Consider the following 15,922-nt stretch of genomic DNA (forward strand, 5'->3'; position numbering starts at 1 on the left):
ACTTTTTTATTCCCCTATACTCAAAATCATCCGAATATCTTCTTCGGTCAATTTATTAGTTTGTTCTTCATTGCCTTGGATCACTTTTTGGAATAATTCGCGTTTTTCTTGCTGTAATTGATTCATTCGCTCTTCAATTGTTCCTTCAGCGATCATCCGCCATACTTCTACAACTTTTTTCTGACCGATTCGATGTGCTCGACCGGCTGCTTGTTCTTCCACTGCTGGATTCCACCACAAATCATAAAGAATGACAGTATCGGCCCCAGTTAAATTCAAACCGGTTCCACCGGCTTTTAACGAAATCAAGAAGACATCTTTTTCACCTGCATTGAAAGCATCGACCATTTTTAAGCGTTCAGAAACCTTTGTACTGCCGCGTAAATAGAAACTCGAAATGCCATTTTCTGCAAATTCTTCTTCCATAATAGAAAGCATGCTAGTGAATTGAGAGAATAGTAATACGCGTCGTCCATTTTCTTTTGCTGCTCGGACTAGATCTTTTACTTGCTCCAATTTTCCTGAGCCGCCTTCATACCCTTCTATGAACAGCCGCGGATCATCACAAATTTGACGCAGCCGCGTAAGCCCCGCTAAAATACTCACTCGTTGTTTACGGAATGTTGCAGAGTCCATTTGATCGACTTCTTGACGCATCCGTTTAAGATAGGCTAAATACACGGTCTTTTGTTCTTCTGTCAAGCTGCTTAACACATTGGATTCGATCCGTTCTGGCAATTCTTGCAAGACAGTGTTTTTATCCCGTCGTAAAACAAAGGGCTGGATCATCTTGGCGATTTCTGGAACCGCCATTTGACGAAAGCGGCCAATTGGTGGGAAAAAGCCTGGCATAACAGTTTGGAACAATGACCATAATTCTTCTAGATTATTTTCGATCGGTGTCCCACTCAAAGCGATTCGATGCGGAATCGATAAATTACGCAGTGCACTAGATGTTTTTGTAGAGGCATTTTTCACCATTTGCGCCTCATCCAAAATCATATACTGATATCCTACGTTTTCGTGTAATGAAATATCTTGGCGCAAACTAGCATAAGAAGTTATTACGATTTCTTCAGCATCAGCAAGTTGTTGCTCTCGTTCGCTTCGATTCCCTGAAATGACGATCGAATGCAAACTTGGTGCAAACTTTTTGATCTCCGCTTGCCAGTTATAAACAAGACTTGCCGGTGTCACGATCAAAGCTTTGATTGGCCGCTGTGCTTTTTCAGCTAACAAAAAGGTGATAACTTGGATTGTTTTACCTAGCCCCATCTCATCCGCTAAAATTCCGCCAAATCCATAATCGCTCAACATCTTCAACCAACGAAATCCCTCTGCTTGATATGGCCGCAATGTGGCTTGCAGATCCGTCGGTAAAGTGACTTGATAATCTTCTGGATGCGTCAGATCTTGCACCATCGCAGTGAAACTTTCGCTAAATTGCGCTTGCGGATTGTCTTTCAAGCGCTGTTCTAACGCTATTCCTTGACTCTTCGGCAAACGGATTAAGCCGTCTTTTGCACTGATTTTTTCCCGTAATTGACCGATCATTTCACTCGTTTGTTGGAAAGCCTCCGAGTCAAAAGACAGAACTTCTCCATTGTCTAATGTATAAAAACGATCTTTTCGCAATAAGCTATTCAAAACTTGATCAATCTCATTATCTTCGATCCCGGTAACATCGAATTTGATATCCAACCATGAACCTGATTGATCCACTTCAATGGTTGGCTGAAACTCTTCGCCGTCTAAGAATAATTGACGTAGTTTTTTACCCATACGAACTTCGGCATATTTTCTAAACTCTTCCACTTCAACTTTGAAAAAATAATAAAGATTATCTTTGACCGGCAGTTTCTTTTCAAAGCCGGTATCGATTTTTTGATAACGGTATGTATCAAATAGATCCAGAATCTCTTTTTCTTTTTTTCGATCGCGCAAAATTTCGACATTGTTTGGTAACTTAGGCTGATGGGTCTCATTAGTAGAAAAATAAGCATTCCCATAATGAAATTCTGCTTCAGCTTTGATCATTCCTTTGATTTTTCGAAAAATCACCACTGCCCGCAATGGTTCTTCTTTCATGATTTCCGCGACATCCTCAGTAATTTTTACTCGGCCGATCTTTCTTAAGTACGGAAAAACTTCTGTAAATAATTGTGACAACTGGCGCTGCTCATAAGCGATCACAGGTTCTTTCAAGCGCTTCATCAGCTGTTTCAATGTGATGTACGTATCTTGCTGTTCGCGAGTCATCAAATAGTAAGAATTTTCCACAAACCCCAAGAAATAATTACTATAGTAGTTAGTAAACCCGTCTTCGATTGTTAGTGCAAAATCATTTTCGCCCCGTTTTTCTAACGCAAAGGATACCGGCAGTTCTTGGCCTTCATGAACCTCGGAATAAGTCTTTTCACCTAGTTTGACACTCAATTGCCCCGTTTTTTCCATGCCTTCTAACAATTCTTGAATCCGATGGACAGGTAATAGAAGGTAACGTTTATCCAACTTGCCTTTGACTTGTAGCCCGGCTTTTCCTAATAACTGATACGTCTCGCTGACTCCTACTAAATCTTCAATCAAATCACGACACTTCGGATCAAATGCTCCAGCCTCGATTTGGAAACGATATTGTTTATTGACGCTATAAGCTGAATCTGTTTGATAGGCGTGTAGGAAATCATATAAATTTTTTACGATATAACTGCGCTTAGTTAAATTACTGCCAATTCTTAATGAGACCGCTAAGACATCTAACTCGGGATGATACGGATTTGTCGGGATCGCTTCAACGACAAATTCAACAAATAAAGATTGCAGCGGCTCAGATTCTTTTTCTAAACGTGAAAAACCTTGGTTCAATAGATCTGCGAAAGAAACACTGCTCTCCATTTTTTTCGGTAAGACTGTCTCTGGTTTAATTACCCGCGACAAACCTTTCTCCCGCAAGTACAACTCAACTGCGACAGTATGTTTACAATAACTATGTTCTTCCCAATAAGGACACGCACAAATATCATTTTCTTTTCCGCTACCGTCTAAATCAACCAGATAAAGTTCACTACCTAATACTTCACCGTGCCAAACACGTCGCGCTAGATCTGCCTCAACAGATAAGACCCGTCCTTCTTTTAAATACGTTCTGCCGCGTTCGATCACTTTTTCTGGAATACTCCATCTCATTTACGTTTCACTCCATCCTTCTAGCTGATAACGAATGCTGCTGCGACCCGTTCCGCTAGTCTCCACAATAATTTGTTGCGGAATACGTTCTTTCAATTCTCTTACATGGCTGATAATACCGATCATGCGTCCAGCATTTTCGATTCCTTCTAATGCTTCCATCGCCATCTCCAGCGCTTCTTCATCCAATGAGCCAAATCCTTCGTCAATGAACAATGTCTCAATCGCAATCCCACCAGCTTGATTTTGGATGACTTCAGCCAACCCTAATGCCAACGATAGCGCCGCAATAAAACTTTCACCACCGGACAATGTATGACTACTGCGGCTTGCACCGGCATTGTCGTCATAAACATTTATTTCTAATCCAGTATTGCCTTTGGAACGACCGGCTTCATGTTCCAGTTCAAACCGATAGCGGCCTTTTGTCAGCTGATTCAATTGTTGATTGGCACTTTGCAACACTTCTGCTAAATACCACTGCAAGACATAACGTTCCAAACTGATTTTTTGCGGGTTGTCACCGTTCATCGTTTGATACAACTGGATCATCTGACTCAGTTCAGCAAGCTGCTCTTGGCTTTTTTCTTGCAGTGTTGTGATTGCTCCAATCAATTCACGTTGTTGCTGTAGCTGGTTCTCTTTTGCATAATAGTGTTGCTGCAATTGAACAACTTCTGCCTCACACTCTGCCAATCGTTGCTGCAACGGTTCTGTTTCTGGTTTTTCCTGATCTTCTATTGCTGTAAGCAAACGTTTATGGCGATCTGTTAAAATCAAAAGCTGTTGATCAAACTCTGCAATTTCTTTTTCTAATAACAAAAGATCTGCTGATGGTGCTTGTAATTGATCAAATACCAAGCCAGATTCTAACAATTTTTCTTCCAGCGACGTTTGATATTTCCCCAAATTCTCAGCTGTTTCTTGCTGTTGTTTTGTTAAAACGCGCTGTTGTTCTTGCAGACGAATTTGTTGCTGTTCCAGCTCTTTGGTCACTGTTTGGTGCGCATACAACTGCTCTTGATATTTTTCTAATGCTTGGTTCAATTCAGCGATTCGTTTTTCTAATTGTGGCAATTGCCAATCGGCTGTCTGTTCTTTGATACTAGTCAAACGCCCGACGACTAGTTGCAGTTCCTCTGTCAGATTCATCCCACTAGTCTCGAGTTCTTTTTTCTCCGCTTGATCCTTAGCAATTTCTACTGTCAATAATTCCAATGACTGTCTCGCCTCGGCGATCTCGGCTAACGCTTCAGTTGTTTCTTTTTGACAAACGATAAGGAAATTGATTAACTCTGCTAATTCAGCCGCAACTTCTTGCTGATAATCTGCTTGGATGTCTGTTTGAAGTTGAATGAGCTGCTGGTTAAATGTTTCTTGTGCACGGACTCGCTCACTTTGCGCATCATCAAAATTTTTTATAGCAACTTCATAGCGGGCCTCTGTCTGTTCGCGCAGCAGTTCCAATTGTTTGATTCGAGCTTCCTGTGTCTCAAGGGTAGCCTGTAATTGACTTATGTCCTCTAGTGCCAACACACTGTGAGGCGCCGGCTCAGGATGTTCTTTTGAGCCGCAAACCGGACACGGTTCGCCGGGAAGCAGATCCATACTTAAGCGGGCGATCTCGGCGGCTGCCCAACGGCTCTTCAATTTCTTATACTCAGCCGTTTCACCGGTTAGTTGATTACTAATCTGGCTGGCCTGTTCAACTAGCTGAGCCAATTTGATCTGCTGATTTTCTTCCGCTTCTTGCTGATCAAAGATCTGTTTGTCCAATGTTTGTAATTGTTCTACTTGTTGTTTCAGCTGCAATTCTTTATACCGGCGATCTTGCCAACTTTGTTCCGAATTCAGTCTGCTTGCCAATAATTGCTGTTGCTTTTCAGCCGTTTGCAGACGCTCGCTGATTTTAGCTGACTGTGTTTGATAATGCGTTTGTTTGAGCATCAACTCAGCTTGTTGTTGCTCCAGTTCTGCTTTTCTTTTTACTAGCGGTAAAAATGATTCTAAGCTTTGCAATTCCTTTTCCTGCGCCTGCTGGTCGGAACGTTGTTGTTCAAATTCTTTTTCCTGTTTTTGACAGTCCACATATCGTTGTTCCAACTCTGCTGACTGGCGCTGCTGTTCAACAATTGACAGGTCTTGCTGCGTTTGAAGCATTGCTAGTTCCTGTACACGCTCATAAAGCGGCCGCAAATTTTCAATGGCTTTTTCCCGAGCCAACTGTTTTTTCTTTTCTGTTTGTTCCGGCAAATTTTCTTTTAATTGCTGCAACTGCTGCTGAGTTGCTTGCGCTTGTAAAAAACGTTCAGAAAGTTCTTGCGCTTGTTGCACTTGCTGCTGTAACTCTTTTTGTACAGCTTGTTTTTCCAAAAGTTCAGCTCTATTTGTCTGTAAAGTCTGTTCTTCTGTTATCAAATAGGACTGGGCAAGTTTTAAGGATTCCTCATACGTGGCCCCTTTTTCAGCGGCTACTTGCTGAAAAAGTTGGTCGATTCGCGTCGTCAAGTCACCGACAGATTTTTCCAATTCGATTTTTTGAAACTTCAAACGTTCGGTAAAATTGCGATAGAAACTAGTTCCGAATAAACTGCGCAAGACGGTTTCTTTTTCTGTGCTGTTCGCATTTAAAAATGTCCGAAACTCTCCTTGTGGCAGCATCACGATCTGGCGGAATTGATCTTTTTGCAAATGCAGGATTTGATAGATCACTTCATTCACCGCATCGACTTTTGTATACGCTTCAGCTTCTTGACCAGTATCATCAAAAATGCTCAATTGGACTTTTTGATTTTTGGTCGTCTCGCCTTTTCCATTTTTCTTCGCTAAGGTCTGTTTCGGCCAACGTTCGATTGAATAATTTCTACCCTGGTGTTCAAAAAGAAATTGAATTCTAGTTTCTTCCGTTGGTTCAGCAAAAGAAGACCGAATCTCATTTGAAGAACGAACCCCACCGGATGCATCTCCGTATAAGGCAAATGTAATCGCATCAAAGATCGTCGTTTTTCCTGCCCCGGTCTTTCCGCTGATTAAAAACAACGGCGCTTCTGACATCTCTTCAAAATCAACTTCTTCATGCAAAAATGGGCCAAAATTATCCATAATGATTTTTTTAGGAAGCATCAACTAGCACCCCCTTGTTGCAAACTCGTCTGTAATCCCATTTCGATCCATTTCTTCTGTTGCGTCGTTAAGTCGGTTTGGGCTACTTCGGTAAAAAAGTCTTCCGTTAAAGCGATTGGTGATTTTTCTTTGATGTTTTCGGCTTTTAAACGAGTAGACACCGCAGTCTCAAACCCGTTTGCGCGTTCAACTTGAATAATCCGCGGGTAAACTTGGCGCAACTGATTCATCAAATTAGGAATGACCGCACGATCCTCTAACAAAATCGATAAATAATCTTCACGATTCACTGCGTTGTAAAAATCGGGAGCCAATAATTCTGAAAAACTTGCTTGCAGCTCCTTTATTTCATGAAGCGGTGTCAATTCCCGAAAAGAAAATTCGTTCGTCTGCGTATCCACAATCCAGACGCCTTTTTGCTGATCCTTCTCTGATAAAGAATATTTTAACGGCGAGCCGCTATAGCGGGCATTGTCTAGTTTCAATGCGTCTTTTCCATGAAGATGACCCAATGCCACATAGTCAAATTCTGTTAATAATTTCCCATTAATCCCGTCTAATCCACCGACTTCGATTTTTGTCTCTGAATCCGTCTTGCTGCTGCCTGCAACAAAAAAATGGCTGATCAGAAAATGTTTCTTATTTGGATCGAAGCTCGCTTGCATTTTTTCGATCACTTTCGGCATCGCCTTTTGAATCGTACGCAAGTCGGGATCTTCAAAATAAATACGTGCATCAACTGGTTCAAAATATGGTAATAAATAAAATTGAGTATTTCCCATTTCAATCGGGGTAAAGGCATCTTGCAAACGAGTCTGAAGATGAAATTTTGCTTGGTTGAACCACGGTGCTCCGGTCGCTAAACGAGTCGCACTGTCATGATTGCCTGAAATCACTAATAAAGGGATTCCTTCTGTGAGGTTCCACTTAGCGATTGTTTGATTTAATAAACGTACACTGTCTTCAGATGGTACGGAACGATCGTACAAATCACCAGCGATCATTATCGCATCGACTGTTTCTGATTTCCCGATCGTTAATATCTGGTCAAGAATGTATGCTTGATCCGGCAATAAATCATAGCCATGAAGTTTTTTTCCGATATGCCAGTCAGCAGTATGTAAAACTTTCATCGATCCACCCTTTTCCTAATTAAGTCCTTCCCAAAATTATAACATGATTTGGGCTTTTTTTCTGCCTTGTAACTAGTTATTACGGCACGTTTAACTGATAAACCGGACCGAAAACTATCCTCAAAAAGAAAAAACACTGAATCAATCAGTGTTTTTTTCTTTCGCGATGTATTTGTAATTTGGATCAATCTCACGGTCCAATTGATCAAAAGCTGTTTGGACCCGCTTTTCAACTTCTGCCAAACCGTCTTTGTCCATTTTTTTGATATCCGAAATATCGATGGGGTCACCGAAACGGATAACTACAGGTGTTCGTTTGAACAAATCTGAAAATTTAGTTGGCCCTTGATAAACTGAAGGCACGATCGGTTTTTTTGATAAACGTGAAATCAACGTCATCCCGCCTTTTAATTCTGACGAGTGGCGTGTCCCGCTTGGAAACATAATCAAACTTTTATCAGATTCCTTCAATACTTTGACCGGACGTTTCACTACACTTGGTCCTGGTTTGTCTCGATCCACTGGAAAAGCGTTCAGATGGACTAAGATAAAACGCAGTATCGGATTTTTGAACAATTCTGCTTTCGCTAAAAAACTAAACTGTTTAGGTGCCGCCCCTAACGCAATATAAAATGGATCCCACCAAGTTCGATGCGGGGCAACGAGAATATAATTTCCTTTCGGCAGTTTTTCTTGATTTTGATAATGAGCATTGCCATTGATAACCGCTAAAAGAACACGGACGATGGCGCGGATAAATTTAAAAAACATTTTTTCTTCCTTTCAGTTACCTAACTAAACGTAGTATAATACAACGGTATGATTTTTTTAAGGGGGCAAAAGAAATTGTTAAGAAAAGGTGAACGAATCGATCAACTTTATGCTGAGGATATCCAGATCATCCAAAGCTCAGAAGTCTTTTCTTTTTCTATTGATGCGGTTTTATTAGCAAACTTTCCGCGAGTTCCAAAACGCGGCAAAATCATCGATCTTTGTGCCGGCAATGGCGCGGTCGGTCTTTTTTTAAGTCGTAAGACCTCTGCTGCAATCGAACAAATCGAATTACAGCCGCGACTAGCAGATATGGGCAAGCGCAGTATTCAGCTGAATCATTTAGAAGATCAGCTCACGATGCATGAGCTAGATTTAAAAAATTCTTTTGAAGTCGTCCGAGCTGATTCGGCAGATCTTGTCGTCTGCAACCCACCTTATTTTAAGGAATTACCCACGAGCCAAAAAAATCCCAATCCGCATCTGGCGATCGCGCGTCATGAAATCCATGCGACATTAGAAGATGTTGTCAGTGTAGCTGCCAAATTATTAAAAATGAATGGCCGTTTTGCGCTGGTCCATCGTCCAGACCGTTTTTTAGAGATCATCGATTGTTTGCGTGCGCATCGCATTGCACCAAAACGAATCCAATTTGTTTATCCTAAACCAGGAAAAGAAGCCAACGTCTTACTGATTGAAGGGATCAAAGACGGTAAAAATGAAGGACTGCGTTTTCTTCCTCCATTATATACTTATGATGAATCTGGCAACTACTCTGCCGCTTTACAGGAGATGCTTTATGGCAACTGATCATTTCTTTTATGTTTTATTATGTAAAGATCATAGTTTTTACGGTGGTTATACGACGGATGCAACTAGACGGCTGGCACAACACAACGCTGGCACAGGTGCAAAATATACCCATCCGCAAAGCCGCCGGCCGCTTCAAATGATTCACGCGGAACGCTTTGCTACTCGCAGTGAGGCATTAAAAGCCGAAGCTGCTTTTAAAAAATTATCCCGGAAACAAAAAGAAAACTACTTACAATCTAACCAAAACAAAAATGTTTTTTCGAAAAATATCTAAAAACTGCTGATTTCTTGTTCAATGCAAGAAATCAGCAGTTTTTTTCGCTGTTATTGTCCTTTAAGTATTTCTTTTGCGATCAAGTGACAATATTGAACAGAACCAACCTCGTTAGGATGGACTTGATCGTCGTAAAACCAATCAATATGATCATTACTGAAACCATACCAGTCGATGAGATGGACATTTTTATATTGCTCCGCTGCGGCTGCCAATGTAGTGTTGACATCATTTTGCCAGCGGCGAGTCGGTACATGTGTATTGATAACAAAAACTTGATGCTTGTTTCCGAGTACATTCATAATCTGTACAAAATCATCTTGACTAAATGGACCGTTCGTCCCCAGACTCAATAAGATCGTATCATTCAGTTCGCCTTTATCTTTCAATGCTTGCAACAATGCTGGACTATCTTTTAATTGTCGACCAACTTCACCGTCAACTATCATTTTCGGAAAAATCTCTGTCAGTCCCTTAGAACCTGCTAACAAAACAGAATCGCCAAAAGCTGTAACTTTCAGTTTTTTCGCTTTCGTCACTTCACGGTTGTTAAGGTGATATTTTTCACCTAAGGTTAGCGGTTTTTGAGAACTGTCAGTCGTCTGCTCTGTTTCAGCCGAATCGCTAGCCGTTGAACTCTCCGTTTTCTCTGCAGCTTTTTTATTTTGTTCAATTTGTTGCTGCAACGCTTGCTGTTCTGCATCTACTTTGTTCGTCGGCGCAATGATAATCCCAATCAACGCGATCAAGGTGAACAGACTAGAAAAGATAAAACCAATCTTTCTGCGGCTTTTGAGCGGTGCCCAAAAAGTTGTCTTCAAGGTAGCAAAGGTTTGACGATAATCGAATGTCCGCAACGGTTTTTCCACATAACGGTAAGAAAGCTCCGTGACAAACAAAATTAAAATAATTTCCATAATTGTGTGAAGCATCGTGTGATCGGCTACATTTATTTTGGCTTCATAAAAAATCATCACCGGAAATTGATACAAATAAATACCGTAACTACGTTTACCGATCCATGCAAAGACCGGATTTGTCAGCCAACGATTCAAACTTGCGCCAGGATGTGCTGTGATAGCAACCAGCAAGACACTTAACAAACTTACTAAAAAGATCCCGCCATAATACACAAAAGATAAATCGTTGCGTAAAAATATTAAAGCTAAGATCAATAAGATCAACGCCCCTAACCCAATACCGTTTAATACTTGCTTTGCTTGTACTGGAATTTGTGCTTTCAAGCGAGTACTTGGCCAAATAAAGGCTAAGGCTCCGCCCAACAAAATAGAAAACAACCGAGTATCGGTCCCATAATATACACGCGTCGGGTCTTGTCCGGGAACATATAAAACGGCCATCAAAATAGCAGATAGCAAAGCGGCTGCCATGATCCCCAGAAATATTTTTCCTTTATTTTTTACCAACTTGATCAGTAAAACAAAAATGATTGGCCAGATTAAATAATTTTGTGTTTCGACCGCCAGCGACCAAATATGTGTAAACGGCGACTCGCTAGAAAAACGGTCAAAGTATGACATCCCATGATTGATCTGCCACCAGTTGTTGACATAGAGCAGGCTGCTGACAACGTTGCCTCTTAAATTATTCAAAAGATTTCGCTGAAACAAAGTGATATAAGCAGCAGATCCGATCAACATCGTAACCAATGCCGGATACAATCGTTTCATTCGTCGATAATAAAATTGTTTTATATCGATACGCTTCGTCTGATTCCATTCCTGCAGCAGCAAATCGGTGATCAAATAACCTGAAACTACAAAAAAAACAGTGACTCCTAAGTATCCGCCACGCATTTGAGCAGGCATTAAATGATATAAAATGACGCCGATTACAGCCAATGAACGGATGCCGTCAAAACCTGTAATATAACGGCTATGCTTTAGTCTTTTTCCCATATTTTCCTTTTCCAACTTTACTATAGAATATCAAACTAACTATACGTATAAATCTAATAAACTGCAACAATTTCTTCATAAAAAAAGGATTTCCTAAAAAATTCAAATGCCTCTATCGGTCGATTCAGACCAATCTTGCCTTAAAGAAAAAAGCTGGGATCATTTTCCCAACTTTAATCCATTGATTCTTCATAAAAACGGCCCATGATCCGCACATTTTCTGAAATGCTGACAAACGCATCTGGATCATTTTCCCGCATAATTGATTCTAGTAAAGGCAATTCAAAACGAGTCACAACAGTAAATAAAACGGTTTGTTTGTCATGTTTATACGCACCTTCTGCTTCATTGATAATGGTGATCCCGCGGCGCATCTGATCTTGGATACCATTGATCACGCGTTCCGGACATTTTGTCACGATCATGACTTGCATCTTCCGTTGTTTCGTATAAAGAGCATCCGTCAATTTTCCGCTCATGAAGATTGCTAAAGCAGAGTAAAACATGTATTGCCAACTGAATAAAATTCCTGCCATCAACATGATTAGTACATTAAAAATAATCGAGATAGAACCGACAGATTTTCCCGTTCGTTTGCGGATCGTGATACTCAAAATATCGAGTCCGCCAGAAGACAAACCATTTTTTAACGCAAATCCGATGCCGACTCCCATGATCGCTCCGCCAAAAATTGCGCAGATGATTGGATCGCTCGTCAACGTCGTCTCTGGAATGATATGAATGAAAAACGATGTTAAAAAAACAGTGATGAAAGTGAAGATCGTAAACTTATGACCAATCTTGAACCAAGCTAAGAAAAAAAGCGGCACATTGATCAAAAAGAGCGTCACAGATACCGGTACGGTAAAACCGATGACTCGATGCGATAAAGTGGTCAAGATTTGGGCAAATCCAGTGGCTCCGCTGGAATAGATATGACCTGGCTGGTAAAAAAAGTTCACGGCAATCGCCGCTAAAAATGCATAAACAACTGCGACAGATAATCGGGTGGCATAATCATGGTGCGGCCAGCCTTCTATCTTCTTTTTCATCATGTTATTCTCGCCTCATTTCAAAATTTCACTCACATTATACGTATTCCTAAGAAAAAAAGAAAGCACCTGCCACAAAGGAAGGCGCTTATCTTAGTGTTTTCTTATTCTTCTACTTTCGTAACGTCGATGCTCAATTCGTAAAGTTGCAATGGAGAAACTGTACTTGGTGCATCTGACATTGGATCAGCAGCTTTTCCGTTTTTAGGAAAGGCAATCACTTCACGAATATTGTCTTCACCTGCTAGCAACATCGCAAAACGATCTAGCCCAAGAGCGATCCCGCCGATTGGAGGGAATCCATAATCCAATGCTTCTAATAAGAAACCAAATTGTTCATTGGCACTTTCACGAGTGAAACCTAGTGTTTCAAAGACTTGTTCTTGCAATTCACGTGTATTGATACGTAGTGAACCACCACCCAATTCATAACCGTTCAAGACGATATCATACGCTTGCGCGTAAACTTTTTCTGGATGATCCTTCAAGTTAGGGATATCTTTTTCCATCGGCATTGTAAATGGATGGTGTGCAGAAACATAGCGGCCTAATTCTTGATCAAATTCAAATTGTGGCCAATCTACGACCCACAAATAGTCAAAGCAATCTTCATCGATCAAACCAAGTTCTTTTCCGACTTTTGAACGAACTGCGCCTAACGCAGTTACGGCTGTTAAAAATTGATCCGCAGCGAACATCAACACATCGCCTGCTTCAGCATTTGTTGCTTGTTTCAATTCTTCACTGACACCGCCCATAAATTTCGCGATTGGTCCAGTTAATTCGCCATTTTCATCGACTTTAATCCAAGCCAATCCTTTTGCACCGAATTGTCCGACAAATTGGCCCAAACGATCCAATTCTTTACGTGAATATTTGTCGGCTGCGTCTTTTGCATTCAACGCTTTTACGACACCGCCATTATCAGATGCCATGCGGAAGACTTTAAATTCAGTCGCTGCAGCAATTTCTGTTACATCGATCAGTTCCATCTCAAAACGAGTATCCGGTTTGTCTGAACCGTAACGTTCCATCGCTTCATCCCAAGTGATCCGTGGAAACGGCAATGTCACTTCTACGCCGCGAACATCTTTCATAACTTGTGCGATCATCGCTTCTGTATATTCTTGGATTTCTTCAGCGGTTAAAAAGCTTGTTTCAATATCAATTTGAGTAAATTCTGGTTGACGGTCTCCACGTAAATCTTCATCACGGAAACAACGAACGATTTGATAATAGCGGTCAAAGCCAGCTGTCATCAATAACTGTTTCAAAATTTGCGGTGATTGCGGCAATGCGTAAAAATGACCGGCATGGACACGTGAGGGTACTAAATAATCACGGGCACCTTCTGGCGTAGATTTTGCTAAGTAAGGTGTTTCAATATCTAAGAAATCATTGCCATCTAAGAAACGACGAACAGATTGTGTCAAACGGTGACGCATCATTAGATTTTGTGTCATTTTTGGACGACGCAAGTCCATATAACGATATTTCAAACGAACTTCGTCGCTGATATTTTGTTCATCTTCAATTGAAAACGGCGGTGTTTTGGCGCTGTTCAGAATCGTGATAGCTTCTCCCTTGACTTCGAAATCACCGGTTGCCATTTTTTTGTTCACAGAACCTGCATCACGACGAATGACCGTTCCTGTGATTTCAACAACAAATTCACTGCGACATTGATCCGCGATTTCCCAAGCTTCTTTTGATTCAGCCGGATTGAAGACCACTTGTACCACGCCTTCACGGTCACGTAGATCGATAAAAATCAATCCGCCTAAGTCACGACGTTTTTGAACCCATCCTTTTAATGTTACTTTTTGATCTAAATATTTATCGGACACACGTCCGCAGTAGACTGTACGTCTAGCCATTTTTCCCACTCCTTCATCTTTTGTGAATATTTCTATTTTTTCAAGAAAAAACAGAAGAATTTTTATCCCGTGTATTACTGTTTGAATGAGACAAAATCATTTACGTCTCATTTGATCATTAGTCGAATTTTGGTGCCGTCATTTTGTCATAGATTGCCGCAAAGTCTTCGTATACTTCTGCCAAAGAAAAAGTTTTCTCTTCGCGAGTCGCTGAGTCTTTGACATTGATCACACCTTTGGTCAATTCTTCTTCGCCTAAAGTTAAAACTAATTTCGCATTTTCTTTATCAGCCGTTTTGAATTGGGCTTTGGCTTTTCTTCCCATGAAATCGCGATCAGCAGAGAAACCGAAGCCACGAATCGTTTGAACGACTTTCAATGTTTCTAGATTCGTGCTCTCGCCAAGACCAACCACATAAGCATCCAAGCTAGCAGCACTTGGGATCATTACATCTTCTTGTTCTAATGTTAAAAGAATTCGTTCGATCCCCATCGCAAAACCGATACCTGGTGTTTCAGGACCGCCAAGCTCTTCAACCAATCCATCATAACGTCCACCGCCGCAAATAGTCGTTTGTGCGCCCATTCCCGGTGCGTCGCTCATGATTTCAAAAATCGTATGATTATAGTAATCTAATCCGCGAACCATACGATGATCGATTTCATAAGGAATAGCTAAATATTCCAATGTTTTTGTGACACCTTCAAAATATGTTTTCGCATAATCGCTTAAATAGTCCAAAATACTTGGTGCATTCGCGACGATTGGCTGATCCTTGCGATCTTTACTGTCTAATACCCGCAATGGATTTTCATGTAAACGACGGCGTGAATCTTCGCTCAACGCTTCTTCGTGCGCTTCAAGATACGTGATCAATGCTTCACGATAATTTATCCGTGTTTCTTTGTCGCCTAATGAATTGATTACTAACCGCAATTGGCTGATTCCCAACTGTTTGAAGAAATCCATCGCCATTGCCATCACTTCGACATCTAGACTAGGATTTTCGCTGCCAAAAGCTTCAACTCCGATTTGATGAAATTGACGCAGCCGTCCTTTTTGCGGACGTTCATAACGAAACATCGGACCAGTGTAATAAACTTTGTAAGGTTTTCTAAATTCCGGACCATATAATTTATTTTCTACATATGCTCGAACAATCGGTGCCGTACCTTCAGGACGAAGAGTCACATGACGTTCCCCTTTGTCATAAAAATCGTACATTTCTTTTGATACGATATCCGTCGTATCTCCTACACTGCGAGCTATCACTTCATAATGTTCAAAAATCGGCGTGCGGATCTCTTGATATTGGTAATCATTAAATACTAAACGTGCCGTCTCTTCGACAAACTGCCACTTTTCACTTTCTCCTGGTAAAATATCATTGGTCCCTTTTGGTCGCTGATAACTCATGGTTTATCTCCTTTTTCATTTTTATGTATTTGACTCATCATAAAATCTATTCTACTAAATCGATCTCGTTTGATACAAAAAGTACGATCAACAGCTCACTCATCGTTGCAGTCATCATTTTTCCAAAACTAAAAACTGGCGGTTCCTTCCCACGCAGATCATTCCGTTAATAGCGCAAGTAATTCTATCTAAGATGAATAGCTTACGATCTTCTACACTACAAAACCGAAAAAAAGCCCTTGTTCGAATTGAACAAGGGCGAAAATCATCGCGGTACCACCTATTTTTAAAAAGAGTCTCACTCTTTTTCTTTAGCAATTAACGCTTGCGTAACGGAGCGGCTTTGCACGCGCTCAT

General features: G+C 40.9%; 10 protein-coding genes and 1 other annotated feature (1 of these 11 cut by a window edge). Of the genes, 2 read left to right on the plus strand and 8 right to left on the minus strand.

The window, feature by feature from the left end; all coding sequences use genetic code 11:
* Positions 1-6 precede the first annotated feature (6 nt).
* The 4 genes from FFM68_RS11030 to FFM68_RS11045 all read right to left on the minus strand — a co-directional run bounded on the left by FFM68_RS11030 (position 7) and on the right by FFM68_RS11045 (position 8,213).
* The gene (locus FFM68_RS11030) at positions 7-3,186 is read right to left on the minus strand and encodes a DEAD/DEAH box helicase (RefSeq protein WP_137619364.1); all 3,180 of its coding nucleotides are present in this window, start codon (positions 3,184-3,186) and stop codon (positions 7-9) included.
* Positions 3,187-6,309 (minus strand): SbcC/MukB-like Walker B domain-containing protein, encoded by a 3,123-nt coding sequence (locus FFM68_RS11035; RefSeq protein ID WP_137619365.1) that lies wholly within the window; start codon positions 6,307-6,309, stop codon positions 3,187-3,189.
* Positions 6,309-7,442, minus strand: coding sequence for an exonuclease SbcCD subunit D (locus tag FFM68_RS11040; RefSeq protein WP_137619366.1), 1,134 nt, complete (start codon positions 7,440-7,442; stop codon positions 6,309-6,311). Before FFM68_RS11040 ends, FFM68_RS11035 begins: the two co-directional genes overlap by 1 nt.
* Before the next feature lie 141 nt (positions 7,443-7,583).
* Positions 7,584-8,213 (minus strand): lysophospholipid acyltransferase family protein, encoded by a 630-nt coding sequence (locus FFM68_RS11045; RefSeq protein WP_137619367.1) that lies wholly within the window; start codon positions 8,211-8,213, stop codon positions 7,584-7,586.
* Positions 8,214-8,288: 75 nt separating this feature from the next.
* On the opposite strand from FFM68_RS11045, the gene FFM68_RS11050 reads away from it, so the two are divergent.
* Positions 8,289-9,023 carry a tRNA1(Val) (adenine(37)-N6)-methyltransferase gene (locus FFM68_RS11050; RefSeq protein ID WP_137608837.1) on the plus strand — a complete coding sequence of 245 codons (735 nt, stop codon included), beginning with the start codon at positions 8,289-8,291 and terminating at the stop codon, positions 9,021-9,023.
* A complete protein-coding gene (locus tag FFM68_RS11055; RefSeq protein ID WP_137619368.1) occupies positions 9,013-9,300 on the plus strand; it encodes a GIY-YIG nuclease family protein in 288 nt (95 codons plus the stop codon). Before FFM68_RS11050 ends, FFM68_RS11055 begins: the two co-directional genes overlap by 11 nt.
* Before the next feature lie 50 nt (positions 9,301-9,350).
* Here the strand turns inward: FFM68_RS11055 and FFM68_RS11060 are convergent, their stop codons facing one another.
* From FFM68_RS11060 to hisS, 4 genes are all read right to left on the minus strand, one after another.
* Positions 9,351-11,219: an acyltransferase family protein gene (locus FFM68_RS11060; protein ID WP_137619369.1), complete on the minus strand. Its 1,869-nt coding sequence runs from the start codon at positions 11,217-11,219 to the stop codon at positions 9,351-9,353.
* 173 nt (positions 11,220-11,392) lie between these two features.
* A complete protein-coding gene (locus tag FFM68_RS11065; protein ID WP_167483489.1) occupies positions 11,393-12,271 on the minus strand; it encodes a YitT family protein in 879 nt (292 codons plus the stop codon).
* Between the two features lie 104 nt (positions 12,272-12,375).
* Positions 12,376-14,148: an aspartate--tRNA ligase gene (aspS, locus tag FFM68_RS11070; protein WP_137619370.1), complete on the minus strand. Its 1,773-nt coding sequence runs from the start codon at positions 14,146-14,148 to the stop codon at positions 12,376-12,378.
* Positions 14,149-14,266: 118 nt separating this feature from the next.
* The gene (gene hisS, locus FFM68_RS11075) at positions 14,267-15,565 is read right to left on the minus strand and encodes a histidine--tRNA ligase (RefSeq protein WP_137619371.1); all 1,299 of its coding nucleotides are present in this window, start codon (positions 15,563-15,565) and stop codon (positions 14,267-14,269) included.
* A gap of 251 nt (positions 15,566-15,816) precedes the next feature.
* Positions 15,817-15,922 (minus strand) — a binding site (T-box leader) (it continues 102 nt past the right edge of the window).

It is taken from the genome of Enterococcus xiangfangensis (assembly GCF_005405365.1).
Taxonomy (GTDB): Bacteria; Bacillota; Bacilli; order Lactobacillales; family Enterococcaceae; genus Enterococcus_A; species Enterococcus_A xiangfangensis.